24 protein-coding genes and 1 pseudogene are annotated in these 26,965 nt (G+C 71.3%); 13 read left to right on the top strand and 12 right to left on the bottom strand.

Translation table 11 applies throughout. The features are described from left to right. Nucleotides 1-853: 853 nt before the first annotated feature. Nucleotides 854-1,027, bottom strand: coding sequence for a hypothetical protein (locus J5X07_RS06590; RefSeq protein WP_208479067.1), 174 nt, complete (start codon nucleotides 1,025-1,027; stop codon nucleotides 854-856). A gap of 22 nt (nucleotides 1,028-1,049) precedes the next feature. Between J5X07_RS06590 and J5X07_RS06585 the strand changes: the two genes are divergently transcribed. The 5 genes and pseudogenes from J5X07_RS06585 to J5X07_RS06565 all read left to right on the top strand — a co-directional run bounded on the left by J5X07_RS06585 (nucleotide 1,050) and on the right by J5X07_RS06565 (nucleotide 4,141). Further along, nucleotides 1,050-1,253, top strand: a complete 204-nt coding sequence (locus tag J5X07_RS06585) for a CopG family transcriptional regulator (RefSeq protein ID WP_124934345.1) — start codon at nucleotides 1,050-1,052, stop codon at nucleotides 1,251-1,253. Between the two features lie 21 nt (nucleotides 1,254-1,274). Beyond that, a pseudogene (locus J5X07_RS06580) lies at nucleotides 1,275-1,514 on the top strand (type II toxin-antitoxin system death-on-curing family toxin); the annotation flags it as partial. Nucleotides 1,515-1,546: 32 nt separating this feature from the next. Next, nucleotides 1,547-2,104: a GNAT family N-acetyltransferase gene (locus J5X07_RS06575; protein ID WP_243896537.1), complete on the top strand. Its 558-nt coding sequence runs from the start codon at nucleotides 1,547-1,549 to the stop codon at nucleotides 2,102-2,104. A 199-nt stretch (nucleotides 2,105-2,303) separates the two neighbouring features. Next, nucleotides 2,304-3,416 carry an ABC transporter permease gene (locus J5X07_RS06570; RefSeq protein ID WP_124934347.1) on the top strand — a complete coding sequence of 371 codons (1,113 nt, stop codon included), beginning with the start codon at nucleotides 2,304-2,306 and terminating at the stop codon, nucleotides 3,414-3,416. Continuing rightward, nucleotides 3,413-4,141: an ABC transporter ATP-binding protein gene (locus J5X07_RS06565; protein ID WP_208479066.1), complete on the top strand. Its 729-nt coding sequence runs from the start codon at nucleotides 3,413-3,415 to the stop codon at nucleotides 4,139-4,141. The genes J5X07_RS06570 and J5X07_RS06565 overlap by 4 nt, the downstream gene beginning before the upstream one ends. Nucleotides 4,142-4,169: 28 nt before the next feature. Here the strand turns inward: J5X07_RS06565 and J5X07_RS06560 are convergent, their stop codons facing one another. Further along, nucleotides 4,170-4,748, bottom strand: coding sequence for a CAT RNA binding domain-containing protein (locus tag J5X07_RS06560; RefSeq protein WP_208479065.1), 579 nt, complete (start codon nucleotides 4,746-4,748; stop codon nucleotides 4,170-4,172). A gap of 195 nt (nucleotides 4,749-4,943) precedes the next feature. Between J5X07_RS06560 and J5X07_RS06555 the strand changes: the two genes are divergently transcribed. Both J5X07_RS06555 and J5X07_RS06550 read left to right on the top strand, forming a co-directional pair. Continuing rightward, nucleotides 4,944-5,567 (top strand): SGNH/GDSL hydrolase family protein, encoded by a 624-nt coding sequence (locus J5X07_RS06555; RefSeq protein WP_208479064.1) that lies wholly within the window; start codon nucleotides 4,944-4,946, stop codon nucleotides 5,565-5,567. Between the two features lie 90 nt (nucleotides 5,568-5,657). Then, entirely contained in the window at nucleotides 5,658-6,662 is a 1,005-nt protein-coding gene (locus J5X07_RS06550) for a LacI family DNA-binding transcriptional regulator (RefSeq protein WP_208479063.1), read from the top strand. 115 nt (nucleotides 6,663-6,777) lie between these two features. On the opposite strand, the gene J5X07_RS06545 is transcribed toward J5X07_RS06550, so the two are convergent. From J5X07_RS06545 to J5X07_RS06530, 4 genes are all read right to left on the bottom strand, one after another. After that, nucleotides 6,778-8,814 carry a sucrose-specific PTS transporter subunit IIBC gene (locus tag J5X07_RS06545; RefSeq protein ID WP_185732081.1) on the bottom strand — a complete coding sequence of 679 codons (2,037 nt, stop codon included), beginning with the start codon at nucleotides 8,812-8,814 and terminating at the stop codon, nucleotides 6,778-6,780. Between the two features lie 228 nt (nucleotides 8,815-9,042). After that, on the bottom strand, nucleotides 9,043-10,602 hold the full coding sequence (locus J5X07_RS06540) for a glycoside hydrolase family 32 protein (protein WP_208479062.1): 1,560 nt from the start codon (nucleotides 10,600-10,602) through the stop codon (nucleotides 9,043-9,045). Nucleotides 10,603-10,666: 64 nt separating this feature from the next. Then, nucleotides 10,667-10,903 carry a hypothetical protein gene (locus J5X07_RS06535; protein ID WP_124934355.1) on the bottom strand — a complete coding sequence of 79 codons (237 nt, stop codon included), beginning with the start codon at nucleotides 10,901-10,903 and terminating at the stop codon, nucleotides 10,667-10,669. Next, nucleotides 10,900-12,123 carry an inorganic phosphate transporter gene (locus J5X07_RS06530; protein ID WP_124934356.1) on the bottom strand — a complete coding sequence of 408 codons (1,224 nt, stop codon included), beginning with the start codon at nucleotides 12,121-12,123 and terminating at the stop codon, nucleotides 10,900-10,902. The genes J5X07_RS06535 and J5X07_RS06530 overlap by 4 nt, the downstream gene beginning before the upstream one ends. 304 nt (nucleotides 12,124-12,427) lie before the next feature. On the opposite strand from J5X07_RS06530, the gene J5X07_RS06525 reads away from it, so the two are divergent. Further along, nucleotides 12,428-13,993 carry an Hsp70 family protein gene (locus J5X07_RS06525; protein WP_208479061.1) on the top strand — a complete coding sequence of 522 codons (1,566 nt, stop codon included), beginning with the start codon at nucleotides 12,428-12,430 and terminating at the stop codon, nucleotides 13,991-13,993. Nucleotides 13,994-14,109: 116 nt separating this feature from the next. Here J5X07_RS06525 and J5X07_RS06520 read toward each other — a convergent pair whose 3' ends face one another. The 5 genes from J5X07_RS06520 to gndA all read right to left on the bottom strand — a co-directional run bounded on the left by J5X07_RS06520 (nucleotide 14,110) and on the right by gndA (nucleotide 20,711). After that, entirely contained in the window at nucleotides 14,110-14,628 is a 519-nt protein-coding gene (locus J5X07_RS06520) for a MerR family transcriptional regulator (RefSeq protein ID WP_124934381.1), read from the bottom strand. A 415-nt stretch (nucleotides 14,629-15,043) separates the two neighbouring features. Continuing rightward, a complete protein-coding gene (ftsR, locus tag J5X07_RS06515; protein WP_424924091.1) occupies nucleotides 15,044-15,805 on the bottom strand; it encodes a transcriptional regulator FtsR in 762 nt (253 codons plus the stop codon). Next, on the bottom strand, nucleotides 15,802-16,254 hold the full coding sequence (locus tag J5X07_RS06510) for an FHA domain-containing protein (RefSeq protein ID WP_124934358.1): 453 nt from the start codon (nucleotides 16,252-16,254) through the stop codon (nucleotides 15,802-15,804). The genes ftsR and J5X07_RS06510 overlap by 4 nt, the downstream gene beginning before the upstream one ends. Before the next feature lie 224 nt (nucleotides 16,255-16,478). Then, on the bottom strand, nucleotides 16,479-19,139 hold the full coding sequence (gene pepN, locus J5X07_RS06505) for an aminopeptidase N (protein WP_208479060.1): 2,661 nt from the start codon (nucleotides 19,137-19,139) through the stop codon (nucleotides 16,479-16,481). A gap of 96 nt (nucleotides 19,140-19,235) precedes the next feature. Further along, nucleotides 19,236-20,711, bottom strand: coding sequence for an NADP-dependent phosphogluconate dehydrogenase (gndA, locus tag J5X07_RS06500; RefSeq protein WP_208479059.1), 1,476 nt, complete (start codon nucleotides 20,709-20,711; stop codon nucleotides 19,236-19,238). A gap of 411 nt (nucleotides 20,712-21,122) precedes the next feature. On the opposite strand from gndA, the gene zwf reads away from it, so the two are divergent. The 5 genes from zwf to J5X07_RS06475 all read left to right on the top strand — a co-directional run bounded on the left by zwf (nucleotide 21,123) and on the right by J5X07_RS06475 (nucleotide 26,019). Next, a complete protein-coding gene (zwf, locus tag J5X07_RS06495; RefSeq protein ID WP_208479058.1) occupies nucleotides 21,123-22,706 on the top strand; it encodes a glucose-6-phosphate dehydrogenase in 1,584 nt (527 codons plus the stop codon). Beyond that, entirely contained in the window at nucleotides 22,703-23,671 is a 969-nt protein-coding gene (locus J5X07_RS06490; protein ID WP_208479057.1) for a glucose-6-phosphate dehydrogenase assembly protein OpcA, read from the top strand. The genes zwf and J5X07_RS06490 overlap by 4 nt, the downstream gene beginning before the upstream one ends. Beyond that, nucleotides 23,658-24,476 carry a 6-phosphogluconolactonase gene (gene pgl, locus J5X07_RS06485; protein WP_208479056.1) on the top strand — a complete coding sequence of 273 codons (819 nt, stop codon included), beginning with the start codon at nucleotides 23,658-23,660 and terminating at the stop codon, nucleotides 24,474-24,476. The genes J5X07_RS06490 and pgl overlap by 14 nt, the downstream gene beginning before the upstream one ends. 70 nt (nucleotides 24,477-24,546) lie before the next feature. Next, on the top strand, nucleotides 24,547-25,536 hold the full coding sequence (locus tag J5X07_RS06480) for an HNH endonuclease family protein (protein WP_424924093.1): 990 nt from the start codon (nucleotides 24,547-24,549) through the stop codon (nucleotides 25,534-25,536). Between the two features lie 18 nt (nucleotides 25,537-25,554). Continuing rightward, nucleotides 25,555-26,019, top strand: a complete 465-nt coding sequence (locus J5X07_RS06475) for an RNA-binding S4 domain-containing protein (protein WP_124934365.1) — start codon at nucleotides 25,555-25,557, stop codon at nucleotides 26,017-26,019. Nucleotides 26,020-26,048: 29 nt separating this feature from the next. On the opposite strand, the gene J5X07_RS06470 is transcribed toward J5X07_RS06475, so the two are convergent. Next, a complete protein-coding gene (locus J5X07_RS06470) occupies nucleotides 26,049-26,909 on the bottom strand; it encodes an HAD-IIB family hydrolase (protein ID WP_124934366.1) in 861 nt (286 codons plus the stop codon). Nucleotides 26,910-26,965 lie beyond the last annotated feature (56 nt).

The raw sequence follows: 26,965 nt of genomic DNA, 5'->3' as shown, positions 1-26,965 counted from the left end.
GGATTCCGCAACCTCACCAACTACACCACCCGCAGCCTCATCCACGCCGGACGACTCAAGGACCACCTCGCAACCACCTAAAAGCGCCGATAAGCCCCACCTACCACACCCTCAAACACGAAGAGCCAGATTGTCTTTAGCAATCCGATTCTCTCAGATCAACGAGCCGTCACCCACCCGGCACACCGAACCCAACATTCCCAGAACGCGCCCCTGAATAACCTTCAATGCCTGGGTGGAGTCCTTCATTGCCGCGCTCAAGAACGAGAGGATCTATCAAATGTTCTATCCCAACCAAGCCAAGTCTATCCGAGATAGTTCCTCTTGGATTGAGTAGGAACGCAATCGCAAACACCTTCGCTTAATTCCTGGGTGTCACACGCCAACCGAAGCTGAAAAAGCGCTTGACAACACCACGCAAATAGCCTGAAGCCAGGAAATTGACCCGCTCACAAAACACCAAGCAGTCCGTCTCCGATTACCGCCACCGCCTGAAAAGCTCTTCGACATCACCATAACCATCGAACTCGAGCTCTACAGAACATTCTGCAACCCACATGAATAACATTCTCACTCGAAACCGAGACTCATAGAACTCTAGATAACTTCATTAGTCTGCCAGACAAGAACATTTGCATGGTTTCTCCATGCCAGTTGCCCTTGTGGCGGGCTCAGTGAAACCGAGTTCCCCATACCGGAGTGGAGTATCGAGGATACGCGCGATAATGACCTGTCCTCAGGATTGTCTTCGACACAAATGTTGTAGTAGAGACTAGTGCGGCTCTCATCGTGAGGAAGAAAAATAATTACTTTGCCGGATGCCGCTACGGCCCGCACGCCCACCTGCCAAGGATCAGCCGGTCAGGTAGGCCGCCAAGCGCCGGCCGGTGAGAGTGGAGCCCTCGGCCACAAGATCGGCGGGAGTGCCGGAGCCCGGGCCCAGGTCGATGATCCCATCCACGTAAGATATGACCGCCTGGTGGTGCTCGATGACCACGACGACGCGCCCGTGATACCACCTTGGCATCATATGAAGTATTGTTCGGGGCATGGCGATGACACTTCGACTGACCGAGGATGATGAGCGGATCCTGACGCTCCTCGCCGACACGCAGGGCATCAGTCGTCAGGAGGCGACAGTTCGCGCCATCCGCGAGGCGGCAGAGCGTCGTGGCCACGAGAGTACGGTCAGCGAGTCCTCCGCCCGTGTTCGTGTCCGGTATGCCGACCTCCTCGACCGGCTGGGGAGATGACGGAGTTCCTATCCCGGGCTTGAGGACAAGGCGGCCGCTCTGCTCGAATCACTGGTTCGCAATCATTCCCTGGTTGACGGGAACAAGCGCCTCGGGTGGTTGGCGACCCTCGTATTCCTCGACATCAACGGCCGACGGATCGATGCTCCCGACGATGAGGCCTACGAGCTCGTCATCGCCGTGGCCACGGGGGAGTGGGACGTGGAGCGCACCGCCGCGTTACTGCGGCAGTGGCAGGAGGGCCCGCGGGCGGACCGATGATGAACGAATGGATCATGATGGAGGGAGGCGCGTTGAGCAGCAGGCCCGACGACGAGTTCCTCGAGGCGCCGGGGGCCACGCCATTGAGGCGCCTGCGGGTATCGGACGGCCCGGCGGTCCTTGAAGCCTTCAGGTCTGATGCCGAGATGTCCCGCCAGGGGACGGTGCGCACGATCGAGGAGGCCCGCACTTATGTCACACGCCTCCTGGAGGATCCGCAGGCGCAGCAGGCCTGGGCCGTCACCGATGATGACGACCGGCTCATCGGCCTCATCGGCCTGAGCATCGACCAGGCCAACCTCACCGGCTGGTTCTGGTACTGGATGCACGCCGAGCACCGGGGCCAGGGCCTGACCGGCCGCGCCGCGGCCGCCGTCGCCGCCTGGGCGCTCGACCCGGCAGGAGGCGGCCTGGAGCGCCTGGAGCTCGGCCACCGGGCCAACAACCCGGCCTCCGCAGCCGTGGCGCGCGCCGCCGGCTTCATCCAGGAGGGCCTGGAGCGCGGCAAGTTCCTCATCGGCGGCCAGCGCATCGACGTCCTGACCTACGGGCGCCTGCGCTCAGACCCGCCTCCAGCACCCCGCACGTAGGCAGCGGCGCCGCTCCCACGGCGCACCGCGCCTCACCGCGATCCGATAATGCACATTATGTCATTCCAGAGGCAGGGCCGTGCTCACCCGCTGATCGGCCGCCCTCCCCGTCGAGCGCAGGCCCACCATGTATGCTCGCAGCAGCGGTGTTCCCGGGGATGCGGGCCACCAGCAGCGCCCACTCGAGGAGTAACCGCCTATGTTCCTGGCTCTGCGCGAGATCCGACATGAGCCGATGCGCTTCGGGCTCATCGTCGCGGTCATCGCACTCGTGGCCTATCTGACCTTCTTCCTGGCCTCCCTCGCCTCAGGCCTGGCACAGTCCTATCGGGCGGCCATCGACGGCTGGGACGCGGGAAGCATCATCCTGACCGACGCCTCCAACGAGAGCATCTCGGCCTCAAGGCTCACCCCGGAGCAGGTCTCAGCCGCCCAGGGCCTGGCGGAGCGGGCCGGGGCCTCGGCCGATCCCCTCATCTCGGTGGCAGCCGTGGCGCAGGCCTCCGACCTGCGCGATGAGGCCGGCGATCCACTGCGCGTCGATGTCTTCGCCTTCGGCATCGACCCGGCCGGCGGCCTGGCCCCCACCGTGACCTCGGGCTCGCCGATCTCCGACCCCGCGCGGGAGATCCTGGTCGACGACACCCTCACCGCGGAGGGCCTGGCCGTGGGCGACACGGTGACCCTGCTGGGATCGGACCACGAGTGGACGATCGCCGGGCTGACTCATGACACCACCTTCCAGGCCGCCCCCGTCATCACCGTCGATGCCCAGGCGCTGCAGAGCCATGCGCCCAGCAGCCTGTCCCCCGCGGTCTCGGCCGTCGTGGTCGATGCCGACCTGTCCGGGAGCACGTCCACCGCGGAGGGCGCCACCCGGGCCGAGCTGCAGCTGCTCAGCACCGAGGAGTTCATCAGGACCCTGCCCGGCTACTCGGCCCAGGTGCTGACCTTCAGCCTCATGATCGGCTCGCTGGTCCTCATCGCCTCGCTCGTGCTGGGGATCTTCCTCTACGTGCTCACCCTGCAGAAGCGCCCGGTCCTGGGCATCCTCAAGGCCCGTGGAGTGCCCACGGCCTATCTCATCCACTCGGGAGGCGCCCAGACCACGATTCTGGCCTCGACCGGGGTCGCCGTCGGCATGGCGGCGACCCATCTGACCTCCCTGGTCCTTCCCACTGCCGTGCCCTTCCGCTTCTCCCCCCAGTTGGATGCGGCGATCACTGCCGCCTTCATCGTGGTCTCAGTCATCGGAGGCCTGATCTCGGTGCGCGTCGTGACGCGGATCGACCCCGTGGAGGCGATCGCATGACCAGCCAGACGTCCGCCCTGGCCCTCAACGGGGTCTCCCGGGACTACCAGGTGGGCGGGGAGACGATCCATGCCCTGCGCAGTACCGATCTGGAGCTCGCCGCCGGACAGCTCGTGGGCATCCTCGGTCCCTCGGGCTCGGGGAAGTCGACACTGCTGACCATCATGGGCGGCCTGCGCACCCCCTCCACGGGAACGGTCACCATCGGGGGCGAGCCCTTCTCCGAGCTGCCGGAGCGCGCGCGTGCGCGCCTGCGCCGCAAGCACCTGGGCTTCGTCCTGCAGGCCTCCGGGCTCGTGCCCTTCCTGACGCTGCTGGACCAGTTCGCGCTCTACGACAGGGTGGTCAGGCGCCGGGGCGACAAGGCCCGCCGTGATCACCTCCTCGAGGCACTGGACCTGGGCCACCGCACGCGCTCCTACCCGGAGGGGCTGTCCGGGGGCGAGCGCCAGCGCGCGGCCATCGCAGTGGCCCTCTACCACGACCCGGACATCATCCTGGCCGATGAGCCGACCGCCTCCCTGGACAGCGCCCGCGCCCAGGAGGTGGCGCGCCTGCTGGCCGAGCAGACCCATGAGCAGGGCAAGGCCACGGTCATGGTCACCCACGACGAGCGGCTCCTGCCCGTGTGTGACACGGTCCTGGTCATGCACGACGGCGAGCTCCGCGAGTCCGCCTCCCACCGCGCGGATCACGAGCCGGCCTCGACCGCCCAGGACGGGTGATGGCGCGGGCCCCCGCGGGCCCGCGCCATCACCCGCCGGGCAACCAGCAGCGCTGCCGCCGGGTCAGGCTCCCAGATCCGCCCCGTTGGATGCGATGAGCTCGCTGTACCAGTGGAAGGAGCGCTTGCGCCGCCGCTCCATCGTCCAGGCCGACCTCGAAGCGGTTGTTCACCAGCTCGACGGCGCGCCTTCCCACGAGGAACTCATCCCGGTAGAAGCGCTGCACCTCCTGGAGCATCATGTTCTTGATCCCGAACCCCTGCCGCTCCTTGTGCACCGCAATGCTGATGTGGTCGGCGAGCGGCGCGATGATACTCGCGCTGATGTCCACCGGGATGGCCTCCCGCGCGTCAGCGAATATCTGCTCGGCGATCTCCAGGTACTCCGCCGGGGCGGGAGCCCCCGACCAGCCGGGAAGAGGCGGGATCGAGCCCTCCTTGAGCACATAGACGCGCTCGACTCGCTGCATGTCGACAGCACCGTCGACGGTGAGCTCGAAGCCGAGGCCGCGCCCGAACAGGACATGCTCCTCCCCCTGCTCGTCAACAGCGACCACGACATTGTTGTTCAGCCGCTTGCGATATCGCACCGCCTGCTCCTCGATCATGAGAAAGACCTGCTACCCACATCGCGCCCATGAAGGACGGTGATGCGGATAACAGGTCAAGCTTGCCTGGGCAATAACTATCCTAGTCATCCCTATACGGTTGTGGCGCCGAGTGTAACATACTGGACACATCCAGGTCAAGGGTGCCGCTGGGAGCCCACCTCCGCGGCGCGCCTCAGGACTAGGGTGGGCCTCATGCCCTCCATCCCGCACTCGGCCGATCCGCTGACCGCGGTCTTCCTGGGCGACTCCTCGACCACGGGATGGCGCTCCGTGAGCCACCCGCGTCAGCGGTGGACCTCCCTGGTCTGCGAGCACAATCGCTGGCGGGAGGTCAACCTCGCGGTCGACGGGCTGGGCTACTTCGCCCGCAGGGGCGGCCGCCTCCCGGGAGGCGGCCGAGCCCCCTCGTGCCGGGACACCGCCTGGCTCGAGGCCGTCCTGCGCACCGAGCCGGATCTGGTCACCGTGGGCCTGGGCCTCAACGACGCCGCCTTCCTGCCCTCCCAGGGCGAGCTGGTGGAGCAGGCCATCGCTCATGACCTGGACTTCCTGTCCAGTCGACTGCCCGGCACGCAGGTGGTCATCGCCCCCTACTTCCCCACCATCACCGCCGGCCCCCGGTTCCAGGCCATCCGGCGCATGATCCACGAGCACGCCACCGCCATGGGCCTGGCCTCCACCGACGCCCTCATCATGGCCATCGGCGGTGATGAGGACAAGCTCTGCCTCGATGCCATCCACCCCAATGACCAGGGGCATGCGGCCATGGCCCGCAGCATGCTCCCGGTGTACGCCGACCTCCTCCCCCAGGACTGACAAAAGGCGCGTTCATGCAGGTCAGTTGGGTATTGAGCGCTGTGCGGCCTATGCTTCAGGGGACACGACCAGACACTCCGAGGAGCCCCCGTGCCCTTACCGCATGAACCGACCCTGGCCGATGTGGCCAGAGTCGCCGGAGTCTCCGTGACCACGGTCTCCCGTGTCCTCAACGACCGCGGCTACCTGTCACAGGAGACCCGGCGCCGGGTCGCGCAGGCCATCGCCGAGCTCAACTACCGGCCCAATCAGGTTGCCCGCGCCCTCCATGGCAAATCCACGCACTCCATCGGCCTCATCGTCCCCACCGTCGCCCTGCCCTTCTTCGGCGAGCTCGCCGAGAATGTGGAGGATGCTCTGGCCGAGCACGGCTACCGCATCCTGATATGCAACTCCATGGGCAAGGCGGACCGGGAGCGGGACTACCTCGACCTGCTGGTCTCCCACAGGGTCGATGGCATCATCTCCGGCGCCCACAACGACAGCATCGCCGAGTACTCCACGGTGCGCCTGCCCCTGGTCACGGTGGACCGCGATCTGTCCCACACCATCCCCAATGTCCGCTGCGACAACGAGAGGGGCGGGCGCCTGGCCACCCGGCACCTGCTGGATCGCGGCTCCCGCCACCCGGCGCTGCTGACCTCGCGCGCCGGCACCCACAATCTGCGCGAGGCGGGCTACCGCACCGTCCTGGCCGAGGCGGGCATCGCACCGGTCGTCCTCACCGTCGACTTCCACACCCCCGAGCACCTGCGCCCCGAGCTCATCGCCAAGCGGCTCAACGCGATGCCGCAGTCCGTGGACTCGGTCTTCGCCACTGACGACCTGTCCGCCGCCGCCGTCCTGGAGTGGGCCCGCGCCCGCGGCCTGGGCGTGCCCGAGGACTTCAAGGTCATCGGCTTCGATGGGACGGCAGCAGTCCACCGGGCCCTGCCGGGGCTGAGCACCATCCGCCAGCCGATCCGGGAGCTGGCGCATGACGCCGTCGCGATCCTGCTGGAGCAGATCCATTCCGGCGCCTCCAGGCAGGCCGGACGCGTCTCGGCCACTCCCCCGCCCCTGGGCGTCGAGCTCTTCGAGGGCCGGACCACCTGAGCCCGAGCGGGCCCGCACCGCCTCATCGCAGCACTGGGCCGGCACCCATGGAGGGCGCCGGCCCAGTGCCCTGCCGGACCGCCGGTCGTCTCGCGCCGGCCCGGCCGCTCGCGTGTCAGACGGCGCTGTCCTGCGCCTCGGCGGGCGCCTGGTCGCCATCACCGCCCTGGGGGGAGCCGGGCACGACGGCGTAGAGCGCATCGCCCCGGTGGATGGTGCCCGATCCCCTCTCCTCGACGCCCTCGTAGGCGGCGGCGTTGGACACCACGATCGGGGTGACGGTCTGGTAGCCCGCAGCGCCCACGGCCGCCCAGTCGACCTCCACCAGCGGCATGCCGCGCAGCACCTTGTCGCCCGCCTTGACCTTGGGGCTGAAGTGCTTGCCGTCGAGCTCGACGGTGTCCATGCCCACGTGGATGAGCAGCTCGACACCGCTGGCGGCGCGCAGGCCATAGGCGTGACCGGTGGGGAAGGCCACGAGGACCTCGCCGTCCACGGGTGAGACCACCGGGCCCTCGGAGGGCACCACGGCCATGCCCGGGCCGAGCATCCCCGAGGAGAAGGTCTGGTCCTCGACCTCGGACAGGGCGATGGCCCGGCCCTGGATCGGGGAGGTGATGGTGAAGTCCCGGGCCGCCTCGGCGGGCAGCTCGACGGCCTCGGCGTGCTCGACCATGGCCTCGGCCTCCAGGGCGGCCTCGTCGTCGTCATCGGCCTCACCGCCGGCCAGGGAGGCACGGCCCTTGGCCGAGCGGGCGTAGGCGAAGCAGGCGCTGAAGGCGAGGAGGAAGGTCAGCAGCTCCAGGATGAGGTAGGTGGGGATGTCCTCCGGGACGATGGAGACGAAGCCGACCAGGCCGGCAGCCCCCAGCGCCTGGGAGTGCACGTCCAGCAGGGCCACGAGGGCGCCGCCGATGGAGGCGGCCCCCATGCCGATGAAGAAGGGCCAGCGCAGGCGCAGGTTGACGCCGAAGATGGCGGGCTCGGTGATGCCGAAGACGGCCGAGGCCCCACCGGCGCCGGCCAGCGCCTTCATCTTGGCATCGCGGGTGTTGAAGAAGATCGCCAGGGCCACCGCGCCCTGGGCCACGTTGGCCATGGAGGCGATGGGGAAGATGAAGGAGCCCGGACCGCCGTTGCGCATCTGGTCGATGAGCGGAAGCTCGACGGCGGGGAAGGACTGGTGCAGGCCGGTGACCACGATCGGGGAGTAGACCAGGCCGAACAGGGCCCCGCCGACCGGGCCGAGGGTGTTGTAGGTCCAGGCCAGGCCCTCGGTGATCCAGTTGGACAGCTCGCGGGTGATCGGGCCGACGACGACGAAGGTGAGGAAGCCCGTGAGCAGGAGGGTGATGAGCGGGGTCAGCAGGAAGTCGGTGGTGCCCGAGAGCTTCTTGTGCAGCCGCTTCTCAATGGCCGACATGATCCAGGCCACGCAGATGACCGGGATGACCATGGCCTGGTACCCGATCTTGTCGACGCTCAGGCCGAACAGGTGCCAGACCTCGATCGTGCCCTCCGCCCTGGCCTGCTCGATGGTGTAGGCATTGGTCAGCTCGGTGGAGACCATGGCCGCGCCCATGGCGGCACCGAGGTAGACATTGCCCCCGAAGCGCTTGGCCGCGGAGAAGCCGACCAGGACCGGCAGGAAGGCGAAGGCCGCCGAGGAGATGAGGTTGATGAGGTTGGCGTAGTCCGTCAGCCAGGCCCACCGGGCCACCAGCGCCTGATCCCCGAAGAGCCCCTCGGCGGTCAGGACGTTGTTGATCGCCATCATCAGACCGCCGGCGATGAGGGCCGGCAGGATCGGCACGAAGATATCGGCGATGACCTTGATGAAGCGGGAGACGGGATTGCCGCTCTTGGCGGCGACCTGCTTGGCCTCGTCCTTGGAGACCTCCTTGACGCCCCCGGTGCTGATCATCTCGGCGAAGACGTGGTCCACGTCCCCGGGGCCGACGATGATCTGGAACATGCCGCCGGCGAGGAAGGTTCCCTTGAGGTCGGGATCCTTGTCCAGGGCCTTCTGGTCGACCTTGTCCAGGTCGGCCAGGACGAGGCGCAGGCGAGTCGCGCAGTGCGCCGCTGCATTGATGTTGTCGGCACCGCCGACGTAGGTGAGGACATCTTTCGCCACGCGGGCGTGATCCATGGCCACCCGGGGATCCTTTCTCCTTGATGCGGCCGCATGCATGGGGAGGCTTGGGAGAGCCCGAGGTCGAGATCCTCAACGGCTCCCGGCGGCCGCATCTATGTCAATCGATAATCACACTACCGCTGCGCTCCTCCGCCCGCAACCGATCGGGACGGATTGATGAGTGATCGCGGGTGCCCCGGCCGGGGCCGCCCCCGGTGCTGGCGCCCGTGGAGGGCCCAGCCGTCAGGGGCGCACGAGCACCGCACCGCCCGTGAGCCTGAGCCCGGGCCCCTGGCCGGCCCGCTCGCCGCGCTCCCCCACCAGCACTGAGGCCCCGGCCGACTCGTCGATGAAGCTGCGCAGGGTGAAGGCCAGGTCGCCGTCGCCGACGAAGATCTCGGTGATCGAGCGGTCGTGCAGGATCTCCAGGCGCGGGGCGCAGCCAGGCGGGAGGGTGACGGTGCGCTGAGCGCCGTGCTGGGTGTAGCGCGAGGTCGCGCGGCATACGTGCAGGCGGGAGCCGTCCAGGGTGATATCGATGTGGCACTGGGACGATCCGATGCGCACGCCCCAGGGGACCTGGTTGCCCGGCTCGGCCTGGAGCATGAGCTGCCAGCCGCGCTCCCCATCCAGCTCCACCACCGGGTGCGAGCCGGCCTCCAGGGGCCGCTCCACGAGCGCCGGGCGGGCGGCATCCGCGGGCAGGGCCAGGGCGGGGCGCTGGATGAGCCGCCCGCCGCGAAGGCTCAGCACCCGCGGGACGGTCAGGGCGTGCACCCAGCCCCCGCTCCCGCCGTCGGGCTCGATGGAGGGCTGGTCGTCCTGGGAGGCGTTGCCCGCCCAGCCGGTCAGCAGCACCGGCCCCGGCTCGCTGGGGCGGCGGGCGAAGACCTGCGGGGCGTAGAACTCGAAGCCCCGGTCGACCTCGTGGAACTCGCCGCGGCACTCGCGCAGCTCGGTGCCGACCAGGCGCCCCAGGGTGTAGACGCAGGGGAAGATGTTCTCGAAGCCCTCGCGCTGGGGGGCGATGCCCTGCGGGCACCAGATGAGCACGTCCCACCACTCGCCGGTCTCCTCATCCTCCAATCGGACGAGCCCCGGGCACTCCCACATGTAGCCGAAGGCGTCGAAGGCGCCCTCGGCCTGGGGGAAGGACAGCTCGCCCTCCAGCTCCCATGACAGCAGATCGGTGGAGCGGTAGAGCACGGCGGCGCCGGTCCCGTCCTGGCGCTGGGCCCCCACGGCCATGAGGTAGTGGCCCGGCCGCCGCGGGTCGCGGAAGACCTGGGGATCGCGGTAGTGGGCGGTGTAGCCCTGGGCATGCGTGGGGATGAGGGGGTTGCCGGGCCACTTCTCGAAGCCGCTCAGGTCGGCGCTGGTGACCAGGCACTGGCTGGCGGTGCGCTCACCGGTGCGCCCGTCCTTGAGATTGCCGGTGTAGAACAGCTGGTAGGGGGCTGCTGCCGGGGCGCCGCCGAGCTCCTCGCCCTCCAGCACGATGGCGTTGCCGGAGTAGGCCCCGGAGGCGTCGTAGGCGGAGTCGGGGATGATGGCCGGGTCGTGGTGCTCCCAGTGGGCCAGGTCCGTGGAGCTCGCATGCCCCCAGTAGACGAGCCTGCGCTGGGGGTGGAAGGGGCTGAACTGGTAGAAGACGTGGTAGGCGCCCCCATCGACCAGCAGGCCGTTGGGGTCGTTGAGGCGCCCCACGGGGGGGACGGCGTGGAAGCGGGGGTAGTCGGGGTCGTCAGCCGCCTGAGAGGAGGCGATCGCATCGAGGGCCAGGGCTTTGAGATCCTCAGTCACGAGCGGAGACTAGCAGCGCGGCCCCGCCCGGATCCGGCGATTGGCCCGATCGGTCGCGGCGGCCTCAGTGGAAGTAGGGAATGATGAGCCACAGGCCGTACAGGACGATGAGGCCCGCCAGCAGGAGGAAGAAGCCCGCCGCGACCTCCGCGGCGTGCAGCCCCTTGACCTCGTGGGTGGCGCGCTTGATGTGGACCTCGTCGAGCATGCGCGCCGCCAGTGAGGTGATGGCGATGATGAATGCCGTGCCCAGGACCGTCACCACCGTCACCAGGCCCAGGGAGGTCCAGTCGATGCTCATGCCACGCTCTCCTTGCTGTGCTCCTGCGCCGTCACGGCTGGCGCCGCGGCGGCCCCGCCCAGGCTCTCCATGCCCGCGCCCGGCCCCATCTCGTTGCGCTTGAGGACGACGACCTCATTGGAGTCGTTGACATTGGAGAAGTCCACCCGGTGCTGGTTGGCCTGCCTGATGATGGCCAGCGCGCCGAGGATGAGCATGACGATGACCAGGATCGTTCCGGCCACGCCGCCGCGCACGGCGATGAAGGAGGTCAGGGCCCCCACCAGGCCCGCGCAGGGCAGGGTGATGAGCCAGGCCAGGCCCATCTTGCCCGCGGTGCTCCACGAGACCTTCGTGCCCCGGCCGATGCCCGAGCCCAGGATCGAGCCGGTGCAGATGTGGGTGGTGGACAGCGCGAAGCCCAGGTGGGAGGAGGCCAGGATCGCCACGGTGGAGGAGGTCTCGGCGGCGAAGCCCTGCGGGGAGTCGATATGGACCAGGCCCTTGCCCATGGTGCGCATGATGCGCCAGCCCCCGGAGTAGGTGCCCAGGCCGATGGCCAGGCCTGCCGAGCCGATGACCCACCAGTGGGGGTTGGTGCCCGGCTCCTGGTAGCCGCCCGCCACCAGGGCCAGGGTGATGACGCCCATGGTCTTCTGCCCGTCGGAGGTGCCGTGGGCCAGGGCCACCATGGAGGCGGAGATGCGCTGGCCGTTGCGGAAGATGGACTGGGAGTAGCGGTCCGAGGGCCGGGCGATCCGGTAGGACAGGATGGTGGCCACCGCCGCCGCCAGGCCCGCCACGCAGGGGGCGATGAGGGCCGGCAGGATGATCTTGGAGACCACCGTGCCCCAGTGGACCCCCTCGACCCCGGCGGCCACCACCACCGCGCCGATGAGCCCGCCGAAGAGCGCATGGGACGAGGAGGAGGGCAGGCCGAAGAGCCAGGTCACCAGGTTCCACAGGATGGCCCCCGCCAGACCGGCGAAGATCATGGCGGGAGCCGCCTGGATGAGGGTGTCATCGAACATGCCGTGGGAGATGGTCTTGGCGACCTCGGTGGACAGGCAGGCGCCGATGACGTTGAGGACCGCGGCCACGAGGACCGCGCGCCGGGGCGTGAAGGCGCCCGTCGCCACGGAGGTGGCCATGGCGTTGGCCGAGTCGTGGAAACCGTTGGTGAAGTCGAAGACCAGAGCCGTCACAACGACGACGATCACGATGAAGAGAATGGTGCTCATGCCGTTCCCGTTGGGAGTGTGGGTGACCGGCCCCCGAGGGAGGCAGGGCGGCCCGGGCCGTGTGATCGCGACCCGACGACATTGTTACCAGCCCGGGGCCGCCATGGCGAATGGGCTCCAAGATGTCACTGACCGGTCACCAGCCGGACACCTTTCGGTCGCCCCCAGGTCACCTGGCCCGGCACCTCGCGCCTCCGGCGGCCGAGGGAGGCGAGTGGCACGGAAGAATTCTGAACAACAACGTGAGGATTCAGGCGGCCCGAATGCCTGACGAGCGCCGCGATCCGCACGATAGGGTCGGCCCATGGCAGCCGATGACAGCGGAACCTTCCTCAGCAGCACGCGCGATTCAGACACTGACACCGATATCGGCATCGACCTGGGGACGACCCGCACCGTCGTGGCCAGGGCCGATCGCGGCAACTACCCGGTCCTGGGCTTCACCGACGAGAACGGCGATGACCACGACTTCATCCCCTCCCTGACGGCCCTGCACGAGGGCTCCCTCGTCCACGGATTCGAGGCCCGCCGGGCCGCGCGCCAGGGGGCCCCGCTGCTGCGCAGCCTCAAGCGGCTGCTGGCCTCGCCCACGATCACCGCCTCCACGCCGGTGACCCTGGGCGACGAGACCTTCACCGTCCTGGAGGTGCTCACCGACTTCCTGCGCCACCTGCGCGCCCGTCTGGAGGAGGGGCGGATCGACGTCTCGCGCTGCCGCGCGGTCGTCGCCGTCCCGGCCCACGCCTACGGCGCCCAGCGCCTGCTGACCCTGGAGGCCTTCAAGGCCGCGGGCTTCCACGTGGCCGCCATGCTCAACGAGCCCAGCGCCGCGGGCTTCGAGTACACCCATCGCAAGGCCGCCACAGTCTCCTCGCGGCGCACCCGGGTGCTGGTCTACGACCTGGGCGGCGGCACCTTCGACACCTCCCTGGTCGATGTCGTGGGCACCTCCCACGAGGTCATCGCCTCCCACGGCCTGGGCGATCTGGGCGGAGACGACGTCGACCTGCTGGCGGCCTCGATGGTGCTCCAGCGCGCGGGCATCGCCGAGGAGGACCTGGGGGCCGCCGAGCTCGACGAGCTGCTCGAGCAGTGCCGCGACGCCAAGGAGCGGCTGACCCCTCAGAGCCGCCGCCTCGTGGTGGTCCTGCGCGGGCGGGACATCATCCTGCCCGTCGCCGAGCTCTACGAGGCCTGCACCCCGCTGGTGGAGCGATCCGTGACCACCATGGCTCCCCTGGTGGGACGGCTCGACGACGGCGCCCCGGACCTCACCGATATCGCGGGGGTCTACCTGGTGGGCGGCGCCTCGGGCCTGCCGCTGGTCCCCCGCATGCTGCGCGAGCGCTTCGGGCGCCGGGTGCACCGCTCCCCCTACCCCGGCGCCTCGACCGCCATCGGACTGGCCATCGCCGCGGACCGCACCGCCGCCTACGACCTGACCGACAGGCTCTCGCGCGGCTTCGGCGTCTTCCGCGAGGCCGACGCCGGCCAGCGCCTGATCTTCGACGCGATCCTGAGCCCGGACTCGATCCAGGCCTCCCCCGACGGCCGGGAGGGCACGGTGCTGACCCGCGAGTACGACGCGGCCCACAACGTGGCCTGGTTCCGCTACGTGGAGTGCGCGGGGGTCGACCAGTGCGGTGAGCCGCGCGGCGAGCTGGCCCCCTACCAGGACATCGTCTTCCCCTTGGAGGCGTCCCTGCGCGAGGTGGAGGACCTTCAGCAGGTGGTGGTGGAGCGGCGCGACCGCGGCCCGCGCATCCGGGAGCACTACCGCATCGATGAGACCGGCCTGGTGCGAGTGACGATCACGGACATGACCGACGGCTACAGCCGCCAGTACGTCCTGGGCCACCGCACCGCCTGATCGACTCGGCCCCTCCCGTCCCGGGGAGGTGGAGGTCCCGGGACGGGAGGGGCCGGGCAGTCTCACATGCTGCCCGGCCCTGAGGGGATGCGCGGATGCGGCTGCACCGCCTCGGCTCAGCCCACCTGCTGGCGCTTGGCGGCGCGGCGCTTGGCCAGCTCGTCCTCGACCACGTGGGCGCCGGCGTGCTCCACGGGCAGCTCGGCCAGGGAGCCCTCCACCTCGTGCCACACGCGGCCCACGGCGATGCCGAAGACGCCCTGCCCTCCGGCGACCAGATCGATGACCTCATCGGGCGAGGTGCACTCGTAGACCGAGGCCCCGTCGCTCATGAGGGTGATGGAGGCCAGGTCCTCCACGCCGCGGGCGTGCAGCGCTGCCACTGCTGTGCGGATCTGCTGCAGGGACACGCCGGTGTCCAGGAGGCGCTTGACGATCTTGAGCACCAGGATGTCCCGGAAGGAGTAGAGGCGCTGGGAGCCCGACCCGCGGGCCCCGCGGATGGAGGGCTCGACCAGGCCGGTGCGGGCCCAGTAGTCGAGTTGGCGGTAGGTGATGCCCGCGGCGCGGCAGGCCACCGGGCCGCGATAGCCGGAGTCGGCGTCGAGCTGCGGGAGCGGGTCACCGAACAGCATGCCCTGGACGCGCTGGGGCGCCGCAGCGGCACTGGCTTCATTCACGCTCACTGGCCTGCTCCTGTCGGGTCGGGAACGTCGCGACTCCTGCGCGACTGAGGCGGTGGTGGTCCGTGTTCGTCGACCACGCCCCCACGATAGGACCAGATGCCCCCGCACTCAACGAATGGCGCGCTGCGTTCGGGCAACGAATCGCCGATGAACCTCAAGGTGAGGTTGAGGCTTTCGGCGGCGCACCGCCCTTCGCCCGCCATGACGCCGATCCTGCGGCGCCGCACGAGGAGACGATCATGATGCATGTCACAGCGATTGTCACAGGAGTCTCATGCGTCCCGCGTGTCGCACCTCGGCTTCTGGATGGCCGCTCGTGCCAGCACGGCGTCAGCCGGATGGCCGGCCCGGCATCGGGCCCGCGTCAGTCCAGGGCCTCGACGGCGCGGTGCAGCAGGGCGGAGTGCAGCTCCGCCACGAGCTCGGCCAGCGCCCGGGCCGAGTCCTCCCCCGCGCTGCGGGAGCGCGAGCGCCTCGGGGCCACGGCCTGGTCGATGGCATCGGCCTCGCGCTCGGCCGCGGCCCGCACCGCGCGCAGGTTGCGCACGGGCAGGCCCCGCCGGCTGACCTCCAGGGCCAGGCGGACGGTGCGCGCGCTGCGCGAGGAGTACCGGCCGTGCGCATCGGGGCTGATGAGCCCGATGGCCACCATCTCCTCGATCTGCGCCTCGCTGGCCCCGCAGTGGGCCGTCAGCGACTCCAGGTCCATGAGGGCGCCATCGACGATGCGTCCATCGCGGGCCACCACGCGGGCGACCGGGGCGGGCGCGGGGGCCTGCTCATCGGCATCGAGCTGCGCCAGGCGCTGGCGGATGACGCTCAGCGGCAGGTAGTCGTCGCGCTGGGCCGACAGGGCGTAGCGCAGGCGCTCCAGGTCGGCCTGGGAGTAGCGCCGGTAGCCGTTGCCGACCCGATGGGGGGAGATGAGCCCCTCCCCCTCGAGGTAGCGGACCTTGGAGATCGACAGCGCGGGGAACTCCGCCTTGAGGGCGTCCACCACCTGGCCGATCTTCATCTTCGGCTCGCGGGAGATGCCGCGCGGCCAGGAGCCGGGGCCGCTGGGTCCGGCCGCCTGCGCGGGGGCGGCGGCCGCGGCGCGCCTCATGCGCGCGGAGGCCGCGCTCACTGCGCCGCAGTCCCCCGCTGGGGGCCCGGGTGGTAGGTCATCCGGTACTTGCCGATCTGCACCTCATCGCCCGGGCGCAGCGCCACCTGCTCCACCCGGGTGCGGTTGACGTAGGTGCCGTTGAGGGAGCCGGAGTCCCTCACCCCGTAACCGCCCTCGGGCAGCGCGGAGAAGACCGCGTGCTTGCGCGAGACCGTGACATCATCCAGGAAGATATCCGCCCTGGGGTGGCGGCCCACCGTCGTCTCCGCGGCATCCAGGAGGAACCGGGCCCCGGTGGTGGGCCCGTGGTGCACCAGCAGCAGCGCGGTGCCCGCAGGGAGAGCGGATATGGCCGCGGCGTCCTGCTGATTGAGCCCGACGATCGGCGCGGGGCCCGACATGCTGGCATCGACAGCCCCGAAGGTCTGAGTGGAGGAGGGATCCTGTTCGATCGGCCTGCTCGACATTCCTGCCCCTCTGGTCGTTGCGGCGCCTGGTGCGCCGCCTCAGGACCCACCATACCGCCCAATGCAATCCGGACGAGACCTGATGCGCGGCCTGTTCAAGCAGGAAATACCCGCGGACGGCGGGAGAGCGCCCCCCAGCCTCCTCGAGTGGAGGATTTCCCAGGCAAAGCACTGAATTCTTTTACAGAACATACAGAATACGTGTCTCCGGCCGGCCCGCCCTCCTACTGGCGGACGCGGGCCCTCAGTGCGCGCTCCAGGTCATCGGCGCAGGCCAGCACCAGGCGCCGCAGGGCGGCAGGGGCGCCCGGCCGTTCATCGAGCCAGGCGCGCACCGCCAGGGCGTCCGCCTGGTCCCCGCAGGCGGGGAACAGCCCACGCACCAGCCGGGTGGCGATCTCCTGGCTGCGCCCGGCCCACAGGCCCTCCAGGCCCTCCAGGTAGGCGGGGGTGGAGGAGGCCCGCAGATCGTGGTGGGCATCGACGCTGAAGGCGGCGATGAGGGCGTCGGCCTCCTCATTGCCCAGGGAGGCGTCCTGGAGCAGTCGGGAGAGGAGCTCCTCCTTGACCCGTGCGCTCGGGGCGCTGGAGGCGGCCTGGAGGTGGCGGTTGATGCCGCGGGCTCCCGGGTCGCGGCGCAACTGGTCCTGGAGCTCCTCGTCAGTGGCCTCGCCCAGGCGCGCCAGGGCGATGAGGCCGCGCCAGCGCAGGTCGTCGTCGAGCGCCAGCCCCTCGATCCCGCCCTCCAGCAGCCGCCGGATGCGAGCCGAGGCACGGCGGCAGGCGCCCTCACCTGCGGCGCGGCCCTGGCCCGCGGCCTGCAGCCAGGCGCGGGCCCTGACCAGCTGGGCGCCGCTCCCGGGCTCACTGGCCAGGAGCAGCCCCCAGGCCCGGTCCCCCAGGAGCGGCTCCAGGCACTCCGCGCGCCGGGCCGGATCGGTGTAGCGCATGGCCGCCTGGAGGGCCTGGGCCAGGACGGTGGCCAGAGTGGCGTCCCCGGTGGCGTCGTCGGCCTGGCTCAGGACGGCCCGGACGAAGCGCTGGGGCGCCAGTCGGGCGTCGCGCACGAGGTTGTGCAGCATCGACCACCACAGCGAGCGCGCCATGGGGTCCTTGAGCCGTGCGAGTCCTTCCAGGGCGCACTCCAGGGAGCCGGGATCGGGGCGCACGACGGCGTAGGTGAGGTCCTCGTCGTTGACCAGCACCATGTCGGGGGCCGGCAGGCCGGCCGCCTGGTCGACCACTGCGCTGGGGCCGTTCAACTCGACCGGCAGCCTGTGGGTGCGCACCAGCTCTCCCCCGCGCTCGGCGTACAGGCCCACCACGAGGGTGTGGGGCCGCAGGACCGCCTGCCCGGTGGTGGGGTCGATGCCCTCCTGGGTGAGGGTGAGGGAGGTGATGCGCCCGTCCTCCACGACGAGCTCGTCGCCGAGGATCGAGGGGCCGGCGGTGTGCAGCCAGGCCTCGGCCCAGGCCCCCATGTCTCTGCCGGAGGCGGTCGACAGCGAGCGCAGGAGGTCGGCGAGGCTGGCGTTGGCGAAGGCGTGCTCGGTGAACCAGGCGTTGGCGGCCGCCAGGAAGGCCTCCTGCCCCAGGTGCGCCACGAGCTGCTTGAGGACGGAGGCCCCCTTGGCGTAGGTGATCCCGTCGAAGGCCTGGCGGGCGGCCTCGGCATCCTCGACCCGGGCCACGATGGGGTGGGTGGTGGCGGGCCGGGAGTCCTCGAGGTAGGCCCAGGCCTTGCGCGAGGCGGCGAAGGAGGCCCAGGCGTCCTCATAGCCGGCGGCCTGCTCCTGGGCCCAGGTGCCCTGGTGGTCGGCGAAGGACTCCTTGAGCCAGGTGTCCTCCCACCAGCGGGGGGTCACCAGGTCGCCGAACCACATGTGGCACATCTCGTGCAGGATGGTGTTGGCGCGCGCCCCGCGCTGGGCGCGCGTGACCGGACCCTGGAAGAGGTGGGCCTCCTCGTTGAAGGTCACGCACCCGGGGTTCTCCATGGCGCCCAGGTTGTACTCGGGCACCAGGACCGAGTCGTAGGAGCCCCAGGGGTAGGGAGCCTGGCCGTAGACCCGGTCGTAGAAGTCCAGCCCCCTGATGGTCAGGCCCATCAGCTCCTCGGCGTCGAGGTGATGGGCGAGGCTGGCGCGGCAGGACCAGGACAGCGGCACGCTCAGCCCGGGATGCCCGGGGCTGTCCCACCGGCCCTCCACCCGGTGCCAGGGCCCGGCGGCCAGGGCGGTGAGATAGGAGGGCACGGGCCGGGTCGGGGTCATGAGCGTGCGGGTGCTGCGCCCGGCGCCCGTCCCCGCCGCGCCACGGGGACGCCCGCCGTCGCTGTCGGGGGCCGGCGTCCCGGGGCGGCCGTTGGACAGGACCGTCCAGTCCCGGGGGTGCTCCGCGCTGAGGCGGAAGACGGCCTTGAGATCGGGCTGGTCCATGCAGGGCCAGGCCCGGCGCGCATCGGAGGGCTCGAAGTGGGTGTAGAGGTAGGTGGCCCCATCGAGCGGGTCGTGGAAGCGGTGCAGGCCCTGCCCGGAGTTGGAGTAGCGGCCCCGGGCCCGCACGCGCACCCGGTGCCGGCCGGCGCCCAGTGCCGGCAGAGCGATGCGGGCCCCGTCCCACTGGGGCTCGATCTCCTGCCCATCGACCTCCAGACAGTGGACCGCCTCGCCCAGGAAGTCGACCCACAGGCCCCGCACCGCCCCGGGAGTGCGCAGGGCCAGCTCGGTGCTCACCTCGAAGCCCGTGGCCTGCCGGTCCGGGGCGCTGGTGAGGTCGATATCGACCGAGAGCCGCTCCACCTCCACGTGCTCGGAGCGCCACAGGGCCTCCTGACGGCTGAGGTTGGCGGGCTGGGCGGGGCGCGGCGGGGGCGGGCAGGTCATCTCAGGGCTTCTCTTCGGTGCGCCTTGGCGCGTGGCGGGGTCATCTGCCGGGTGCTCCCCGGGCTGCAGGGCCCGGGGAGCACCCGGATGGGGAGGTCAGTCCCACTTCTCCTCGGGGCGGTCCTCGGAGGCCCACAGGACGTGGTAGACGCCCTCGGGGTCATCAACGCGGTGGTAGGTGTGGGACCCGAAGAAGTCCCGCTGGCCCTGGATGAGGGCCGCCGGCAGCCGCTCGGCCCGCAGCTGGTCGAGGTAGGCCAGGGAGGAGGCGAAGGCCGGGGCCGGCACGCCCGCCAGGGCGGAGGTGGCCACGACCCGGCGCCAGGCGGGCAGCGCGGTGCTCAGGGCCGAGGACAGCGCCGGGGCGGCCAGCAGGCTCGGCAGCGCCGGATCCTGGGCGTAGGCGCGGGTGATGTCCTCCAGGAAGCGCGCCCGGATGATGCAGCCGGCCCGCCAGATGGTGGCCATGGCGCCCAGGTCGATATCCCAGCCGTAGCGCTGGGAGGCGGTGGCGATCTCGTCGAAGCCCTGGGCGTAGGCGGCGATCTTGGAGCCGTAGAGCGCCTGCTTGACCGAGTCGATGAAGTCCCGGCGCTCCTGGTCGCTCATGGGCGGCTGGTCGGCGGTGCCCGGGTCGATCTCGGCGGTGCGCACGGCGCTGCGGAGCCTGTCCGAGGAGGAGGCGGCGCGAGCGAAGGTGGCCTCGGCAATGGCGGGGACCGCCACGCCCAGGTCCAGGGCGGTCTGGGTGGTCCACACCCCGGTCCCCTTCTGGGAGGCGGCATCGACCACGACATCGACGAAGGGCCGCCCGGTGGCCGGATCGGTGCGCTCCAGGACCTCGGTGGTGACATCGATGAGGTAGGAGTCGAGCTCGGAGTCCTTCCAGTCGCGGAAGACCTCGGCGATCTGGGGCACGCTCAGACCGCCCACGCAGCGCAGCAGGTCGTAGGCCTCGGCGATGAGCTGCATGTCGGCGTACTCGATGCCGTTGTGCACCATCTTGACGAAGTGGCCGGCGCCGTCGGGGCCCACGTGGGTGCAGCAGGGCACGCCGTCGACCTTGGCGGAGATGGACTCGAGCATGGGGCCCAGGCGCCGGTAGGACTCGGCGGTGCCGCCGGGCATGATCGATGGGCCCAGCAGCGCCCCCTCCTCGCCGCCCGACACGCCCATGCCCACGAAGTGGATGCCGCGCTCGCGCAGGGCCTCCTCGCGGCGGCGGGTGTCGGTGTACAGGGTGTTGCCGGCGTCGACGATGATGTCGCCCGGCTCCATGAGATCGGCCAGCTGGGAGATGGCGGCCTCGGTTCCGGCGCCGGCCTGGACCATGATGATGGCCACGCGCGGCACCCGCAGGGCGGCCACGAAGTCCTTGAGCTCCTGGGCCGGGACGAAGTCGCCCTCCTGCCCGTGGCGCTCCATGAGCCGCTCGGTGCGCGCCAGCGTGCGGTTGAACACGGCCACGGAGTACCCGTTGCGGGCGAGGTTGCGGGCGAGGTTGGATCCCATCACCCCCAGCCCGTAGACGCCGAGGTCGGCTGAGGAGGCTTGCGGGGCGAATCCGCTCATGAGGGGCCTTTCCAGGTGTGCGGTCAGGTATGGGCCGGCCGGGGCCCGGGCCGCTGGAGCGCGCCGGGTCCCGGCCGGCGCCGGTTGCGCCCGACCCTACCGCGCCCGGCCCCCGGTCGGCCCGATCCGGCCCCGCCCCCTGGGAGGGCCGGATCGGCGCGGGAGTGCGGGACACCCGGTGCGGGGGCTGAGCGGGCCGACCGGAGCCACCGGGCCCGGCGGCTCCGCCGTGCGCGAACTCGCCGGGGCCGCCCCGCCTCCCGCCGGCCCGGCTCCCCGCCGTCTCCCGGGCACAGGGCGCGGCGCGGCGCCGCGCCCGCCCGGAGCCCCCTGCGCCGCGGTGGGCCCGAGCCCCTAGGATGGGCCCAGCGTCCCAGACAGGGCCGCTCCCCGAGTATCAGGAAGGCTCGCGTGCCCCACTCTCACCCCGCGCCCTCCCCCGCCGCCGAGCAGGGCTCGCCGGGGGTCAACCCGCTCCTGGACGGCCGTGACCTGCGGCTGCCGCGGATCGCCGACCCCTGCGTGCTGGTCATGTTCGGCATCACCGGGGACCTGGCGCGCCACAAATTGCTGCCCGCCATCTACGACCTGGCCAATCGTGGCCTGCTGTCCCCCAGCTTCTCCCTGGTGGGCGTGGGCCGTCGCCACTGGGGCGACGACGACATGCGCCACTACGTGGAGCAGGCCGCGCGCAGCGGCGCCCGCACCCCCTGGCGCCCCGCCATCTGGGAGCAGCTGGCCGCCGGCATGCGCTTCGTGGAGTTCGACTCCTTCGAGGACAACGCGGCCTACGAGGCCCTCGCCCGGGTGGTCGCCGAGCTCGACGAGTCCCGGGGCACGCTGGGCAACCGCGCCTTCTACCTGTCCATCCCCCCGGGCTGGTTCCCCGCGGTCACCGAGCGCATCGCCCGCTCGGGCCTGATGGATGATGCCGAGGGCTCCTGGCGCCGGGTGGTCATCGAGAAGCCCTTCGGGCACGACCGGGCCTCGGCCCGCGAGCTCGACGAGCTGGTGGGGCGCATCGTGCGCCCCGACGACGTCTTCCGGGTCGACCACTACCTGGGCAAGGAGACGGTCCAGAACATCCTGGCGCTGCGCTTCGCCAACACCATGTTCGAGCCCCTGTGGAACCAGCGCTATGTGGATCACGTTCAGATCACCATGGCCGAGGACATCGGCATCGGCACCCGCGCCGGCTACTACGACACCATTGGCTCGGCCCGTGATGTCATCCAGAACCACCTGCTGCAGCTGCTGGCCCTCACCGCCATGGAGGAGCCCACATCCATGGCGGCCGAGGCGGTGCGCGCGGAGAAGGAGAAGGTGCTGGCCGCCGTCGTCCTGGAGCGCGACGGCGTGCTGGACCTGGACCTGACCACGGCCCGGGGCCGCTACGGCTCCGGCTTCCAGGGCGGGCTGCCGGTGCGCGGCTACCTGGAGGAGAAGGGGGTGGCCCCGGACTCGCGCACGGAGACCTACGCGGCCCTGCGCCTGGAGATCGCCAACCGGCGCTGGGCCGGGGTGCCCTTCTACCTGCGGGCGGGCAAGCGCCTGGCCCGGCGGGTCACGGAGGTCGCGGTGGTCTTCAAGCAGCCGCCCTTCCTGCCCTTCACCAGCGCCGCGACCGCCGGCCTGGGGGCCAACACGATCGTCCTGCGCATCCAGCCCGACGAGGGCATCACGCTGCGCCTGGCCTCCAAGGTCCCCGGCACCCAGATGGAGCTGCGCGACGTGTCCATGGACTTCGGCTATGGCGCGAGCTTCAACGAGGAGTCCCCCGAGGCCTATGAGCGCCTCATCCTGGACGCCCTGCTGGGCGATGCCCCGCTGTTCCCCCATCAGCGGGAGGTGGACCTGTCCTGGAGGATCCTCGACCCTGTCATCGAGCACTGGGCGGCCTCGGGCGCCCCGCAGGACTACCGGCCCGGGTCCTGGGGACCCACCGGGGCCCACGAGCTGCTCGCCCGCGACGGCCGCTCCTGGAGGCGCTCATGATCACCCAGCTGTCCGCGACCACGACCTCCCGGATCGTCTCCGAGCTCCTGGAGCACTCCGGCAGCGCCGGGGCCTCACGGGTCCTGACCCTGGTCATCCCCACCGACGCCGAGGGCCTGGAGGATGCCCTGTGCGCCGCGCACGGGGCCAGCCGCGATCACCCGTGCCGGGTCGTCGCCGTCGTGCACCCGCCCGCCCCCGGCTCCGGGCGGGCCCATGAGGATGGGCAGGGGCATGACGAGGCCGATGCGGCGGGGCACCTCGACGCCGAGATCCGCGTGGGCCACGACGCCGGTGCCGGGGAGACCCTGGTGCTGCGCCCGTGGGGCCTGGCCGCCGAGCACACCGACACCCTCGTGGTGCCCTTCCTGCTGCCCGATGTCCCGGTGGTGGTCTGGTGGCCCACCGAGGCGCCCCCGGTGCCCTCCCAGGACCCCCTGGGCAGGCTGGGGACCACGCGCATCACCAACACCCCCGCCCAGCCCGATCCCGACCGCGCCCTGGAGGCACTGGCCCCGGTCTCGGTGCCCGGGGACATCGACCTGGCCTGGACCCGCATCACCCTGTGGCGGGCCATGGTCGTGACCACCCTGGACGCCGTGCTGCGCTCCGGAGGGGTCGAGGCGATCACCCTCAGCGGCGAGCCGGGCAACTCCTCGGTGAGCCTCATGGCCACCTGGCTGGGCCTGCGGCTGGGCGTGGGGGTGCGCCGTCTCGATGAGGACGGATTCCGCGGCATCGCCACCATCACCGCGCACACGGCCCAGGGCGACATCGTCATCGCCCGCCACGACCACGAGCGGGTGACGATCACGCGCCCCGGGGCCCAGCCCCGCGTGGTGACCATGGCGCGGCGCGAGCCGATCACCACCCTCAACGAGGAGCTGCGCCGCCTGACCCCGGACCTGGTCTACCACGAGGTCCTCACCGCCTTCAGCCGGGAGCGCGCCCATGGGCGGCACTAGCACCGCGGCCGGCCCCGCCCCCCATGGCGGCGGGGCCGCGGCGGCGGCCCGCATCGAGCGCGCGGCGGCCGCCCTGTCCGCGCCGGGCATCGTGGTGGCCCCCGACCTGGAGGATGCCTCACGGCGGGCGGCCCGGCGGACCGCCGAGATCCTGGAGCGGGCGGTCCTTCGCAACGGCGTGGCGCATCTGGCCCTCACCGGCGGCTCGGCGGGCGTGGCCCTGGCCGGCATGCTCTCCGAGCAGCTCGGTGCCCTGCCGGCCCCGGTCCTCGGCTCCATCCACCTGTGGTTCGGCGATGAGCGCTTCGTGCCCCTGGGCGATGAGCAGCGCAACGACCTGCTGGCCGCGCCCCTGATCGAGGCGGGTGTCCCCGAGTCCGCGGTGCACCGCCTGGCCGGCCCCGAGCAGGTGGCCGGCCTGGAGGAGGCCACCGCCCGCCTCGCCCGGGACCTGGCCGAGCACGGCCCCCGGGACGGCTCCTTCGACGTGGTCCACCTGGGGCTGGGCCCCGACGCCCATGTGTGCTCCCTGTTCCCCGCCCACCCCGCGGCGCTGAGCACCGGGGTCAGTGCCGTGGCCGTGGACCACTCCCCCAAGCCGCCGCCGCAGCGCTGCTCCCTGACCTTCGATGCCATCCACCGCTCCGGGGCGGTCATGGTGGTGGCCGGCGGCGCGGGCAAGGCCCGGGCCGTGGCCGCCTCCCTGGGCGCCCCCGATGCCGTGGCCGCTCCGGCCTCCTGCGCCCGTGGTCGCACGACCACCTGGTATCTCGATACCGCGGCGGCCGCGGGTGCGCCCTCCTGAGCGACCGGGCCGCGCCCGGCACCGCTGCCCGGCCCTGCGCGGGCCGCTGCTGCCCGCCCTGGTCCCGCTCCTGGCCGCGGCCCTGGCCTGCTGCCCCGCCCACGGGGCCGCCCAGGATCCTGGGGCGGCCGGCCCCTCGGCCCCGGCCGGGGCCGCCTGGGACGACCGGGGCGGCCTGGTCCTGGAGCCCCAGGAGGCGCTCGACGCCCTGGAGGCGCTGCCCGCCGACCTCCCCGCGCCCCAGTCCTGGGGGCAGGGAGGGTCGAGGAAGGGCTGGTTCGGCGAGGCCTGGGTGGATGTCGACGGCGATGGCTGCGATACCCGCAACGAGATCCTGGCCCGGGATCTGAGCCAGGCCGACTACTCCCGCTCCCCCGGCGCCCAGGGCCCGCAGGAGGCCCGCGGTGCGGGCGCCTCCGTCTGCCCGGATGCCACCGTGTGGTCGGGGACCCTCCAGGACCCCTACACGGGGGCCACCATCGCCTTCCAACGGGGGCAGGACACCTCTGCGGCCGTGCAGATCGACCATGTGGTTCCCCTGAACTACCTCTACGCCCACGGCGCCTGGTCCTGGCCCGAGCGCACGCGCCTCCTGGTGGCCAATGACCCCCTCAACCTGCTGGCGGTCGACGGCGATGCCAATGAGGCCAAGGGCGCCTGCGGCCCGGCGACCTGCCCCATGGGATCGAGCGAGACCGGCACCTGGCAGACGGCGGCGGGCCAGGGGTGGTGGCCGGCCAACCGGGAGTACCGCTGCCAGTACGCCCAGCGCTTCGTCTCGGTGGCCTCCGCCTATGGCCTGGGGCTGCCCCAGCCGGACAGGGACGCCCTGCGCTCCGCCCTGAGCGACTGCCTGGCCGGGGGCGATGGCACCACCTCCGTGCTGGAGGACGCCGCGGGCACGGCCCGGGAGGTCGGCTCCCGGATGGCCGGAAGCACCGTGTCCCTGGGCCTGGTGGCCCTGGGCGCCCTCATCCTGGGCTGGGGCCTCATCGCCCGGGGTGCTCGGGGCCGGCGGCGCGCCGGTGCGCGCAGGCGCCGCTCGGGGCGGCGCCGCTGAGCGACTTAGGATGGTGGCATGACGAGGTCACAGCGCTCACGCGGCGGGCAGGCGGCCCCCGGCGCGCCTGCCGGCTCCCCTCCCGCCGCCTCCACCGGAGGCGCTGAGGGCCCGGCCTCGGCGAGGATCGATGTGTGGCTGTGGAGCGTGCGCCAGGTCAAGTCCCGCTCGGCGGCCACGGCCGCCTGCCGGGCCGGGCATGTGCGCATCAATGGCGAGACGGTCAAGCCCGCCCACCGGGTGGCGGTCGGTGATGAGGTCCGACTGCGGGTCGATGGCTTCGATCGCTTCCTGCGGGTGGCGCGGATCCTGACCAAGCGGGTGGGCGCCCCGATCGCCCGCACCGCCTACACGGACTTCTCCCCGCCCCGGCCTTCGCCGCTGGATGCGCCCGCGGCGATCATCCGGGCTCGGGGCTCGGGCCGTCCCACGAAGAGGGAGCGCCGTCAGCTCGACGCCCTCATGGGCCGCCGCCCCTCCTGAGCCCCGCCTCTCCCCCGACCGGCGGCCGTTCACCGCATGCGGGCCAGCAGCTCGTGGATGGTGCGCAGCACGCCGTCCTCGGTGTTGGCCGGGGCGGTGTAGGCGGCCACCGCGTGGATGCCGGGGTGGGCGTTGCGCACGGCGAAGCCCAGCTCGGCGTGGTCGTACAGATCGAGGTCGTTGAGGTAGTCGCCGAAGACGGCGGTCTGGGCCGGGGTGATGCCCAGGCGCTTCTGGAGCGCGGCCAGGGCCCGGCCCTTGGAGGCGCCCGGGGACATCATGTCGGTCCAGTGCCTGCCCGAGACGACCGTCTGCACCCCGGGCACGGCGGCGGCCAGGGCCTGGGAGGTGCCCTCCTCGACGTCGGCGAAGTCGTAGACGGCGATCTTGATGACATCGCTCAGGGGCATGCCCATGAGGTCGTCGACCACCTCGAGGGCGGCGTAGTAGAGGGAGGCCTGATCCAGGAAGGCGGCGTCGCGCCTGTCGACATAGGCGCAGTGCTTGCAGGCCACGACGGCCCCGACGTCGTAGCCGTCCATGCGCAGGTCGCGCACGGTGGCCACAGCTGCGGCGGCCTCCTGCGCGCTGATGGTCTGGGAGTAGATCTCCTGCTCTCCCTGAACCACCAGGGTTCCGTTCTCGGCGATGACGGGGGCCTCGTCGATCTCGGGCCCCAGGACGGATCTCAGGTTGGCCAGCTGGCGCCCCGAGGCGGGGGCGAACAGGACCCCGGCGGCGCGCATCGCCGCCAGGCAGGGCACCAGTCCTGCCGGGGGCAGGCCCTGGCCATCCATGAGGGTTCCATCCATGTCGCTGACGACCAGGCGCAGGTCGATGGACTCGGGCAGGGGCGCGGCCAGCTCGGGCTCCAGGGGTGCGTGCTTCACCCCCCTATCCTCTCAGGTCCTGGCCCCTGGGGCGCCTGGCTCCCGGCCCCGGAGGC

Origin of the sequence: Actinomyces bowdenii (genome assembly GCF_017592395.1) — a bacterium.
In the GTDB taxonomy this organism is placed as follows: Bacteria; Actinomycetota; Actinomycetes; order Actinomycetales; family Actinomycetaceae; genus Actinomyces; species Actinomyces bowdenii.
This window is presented reverse-complemented; position numbering and strand designations above follow the sequence as displayed.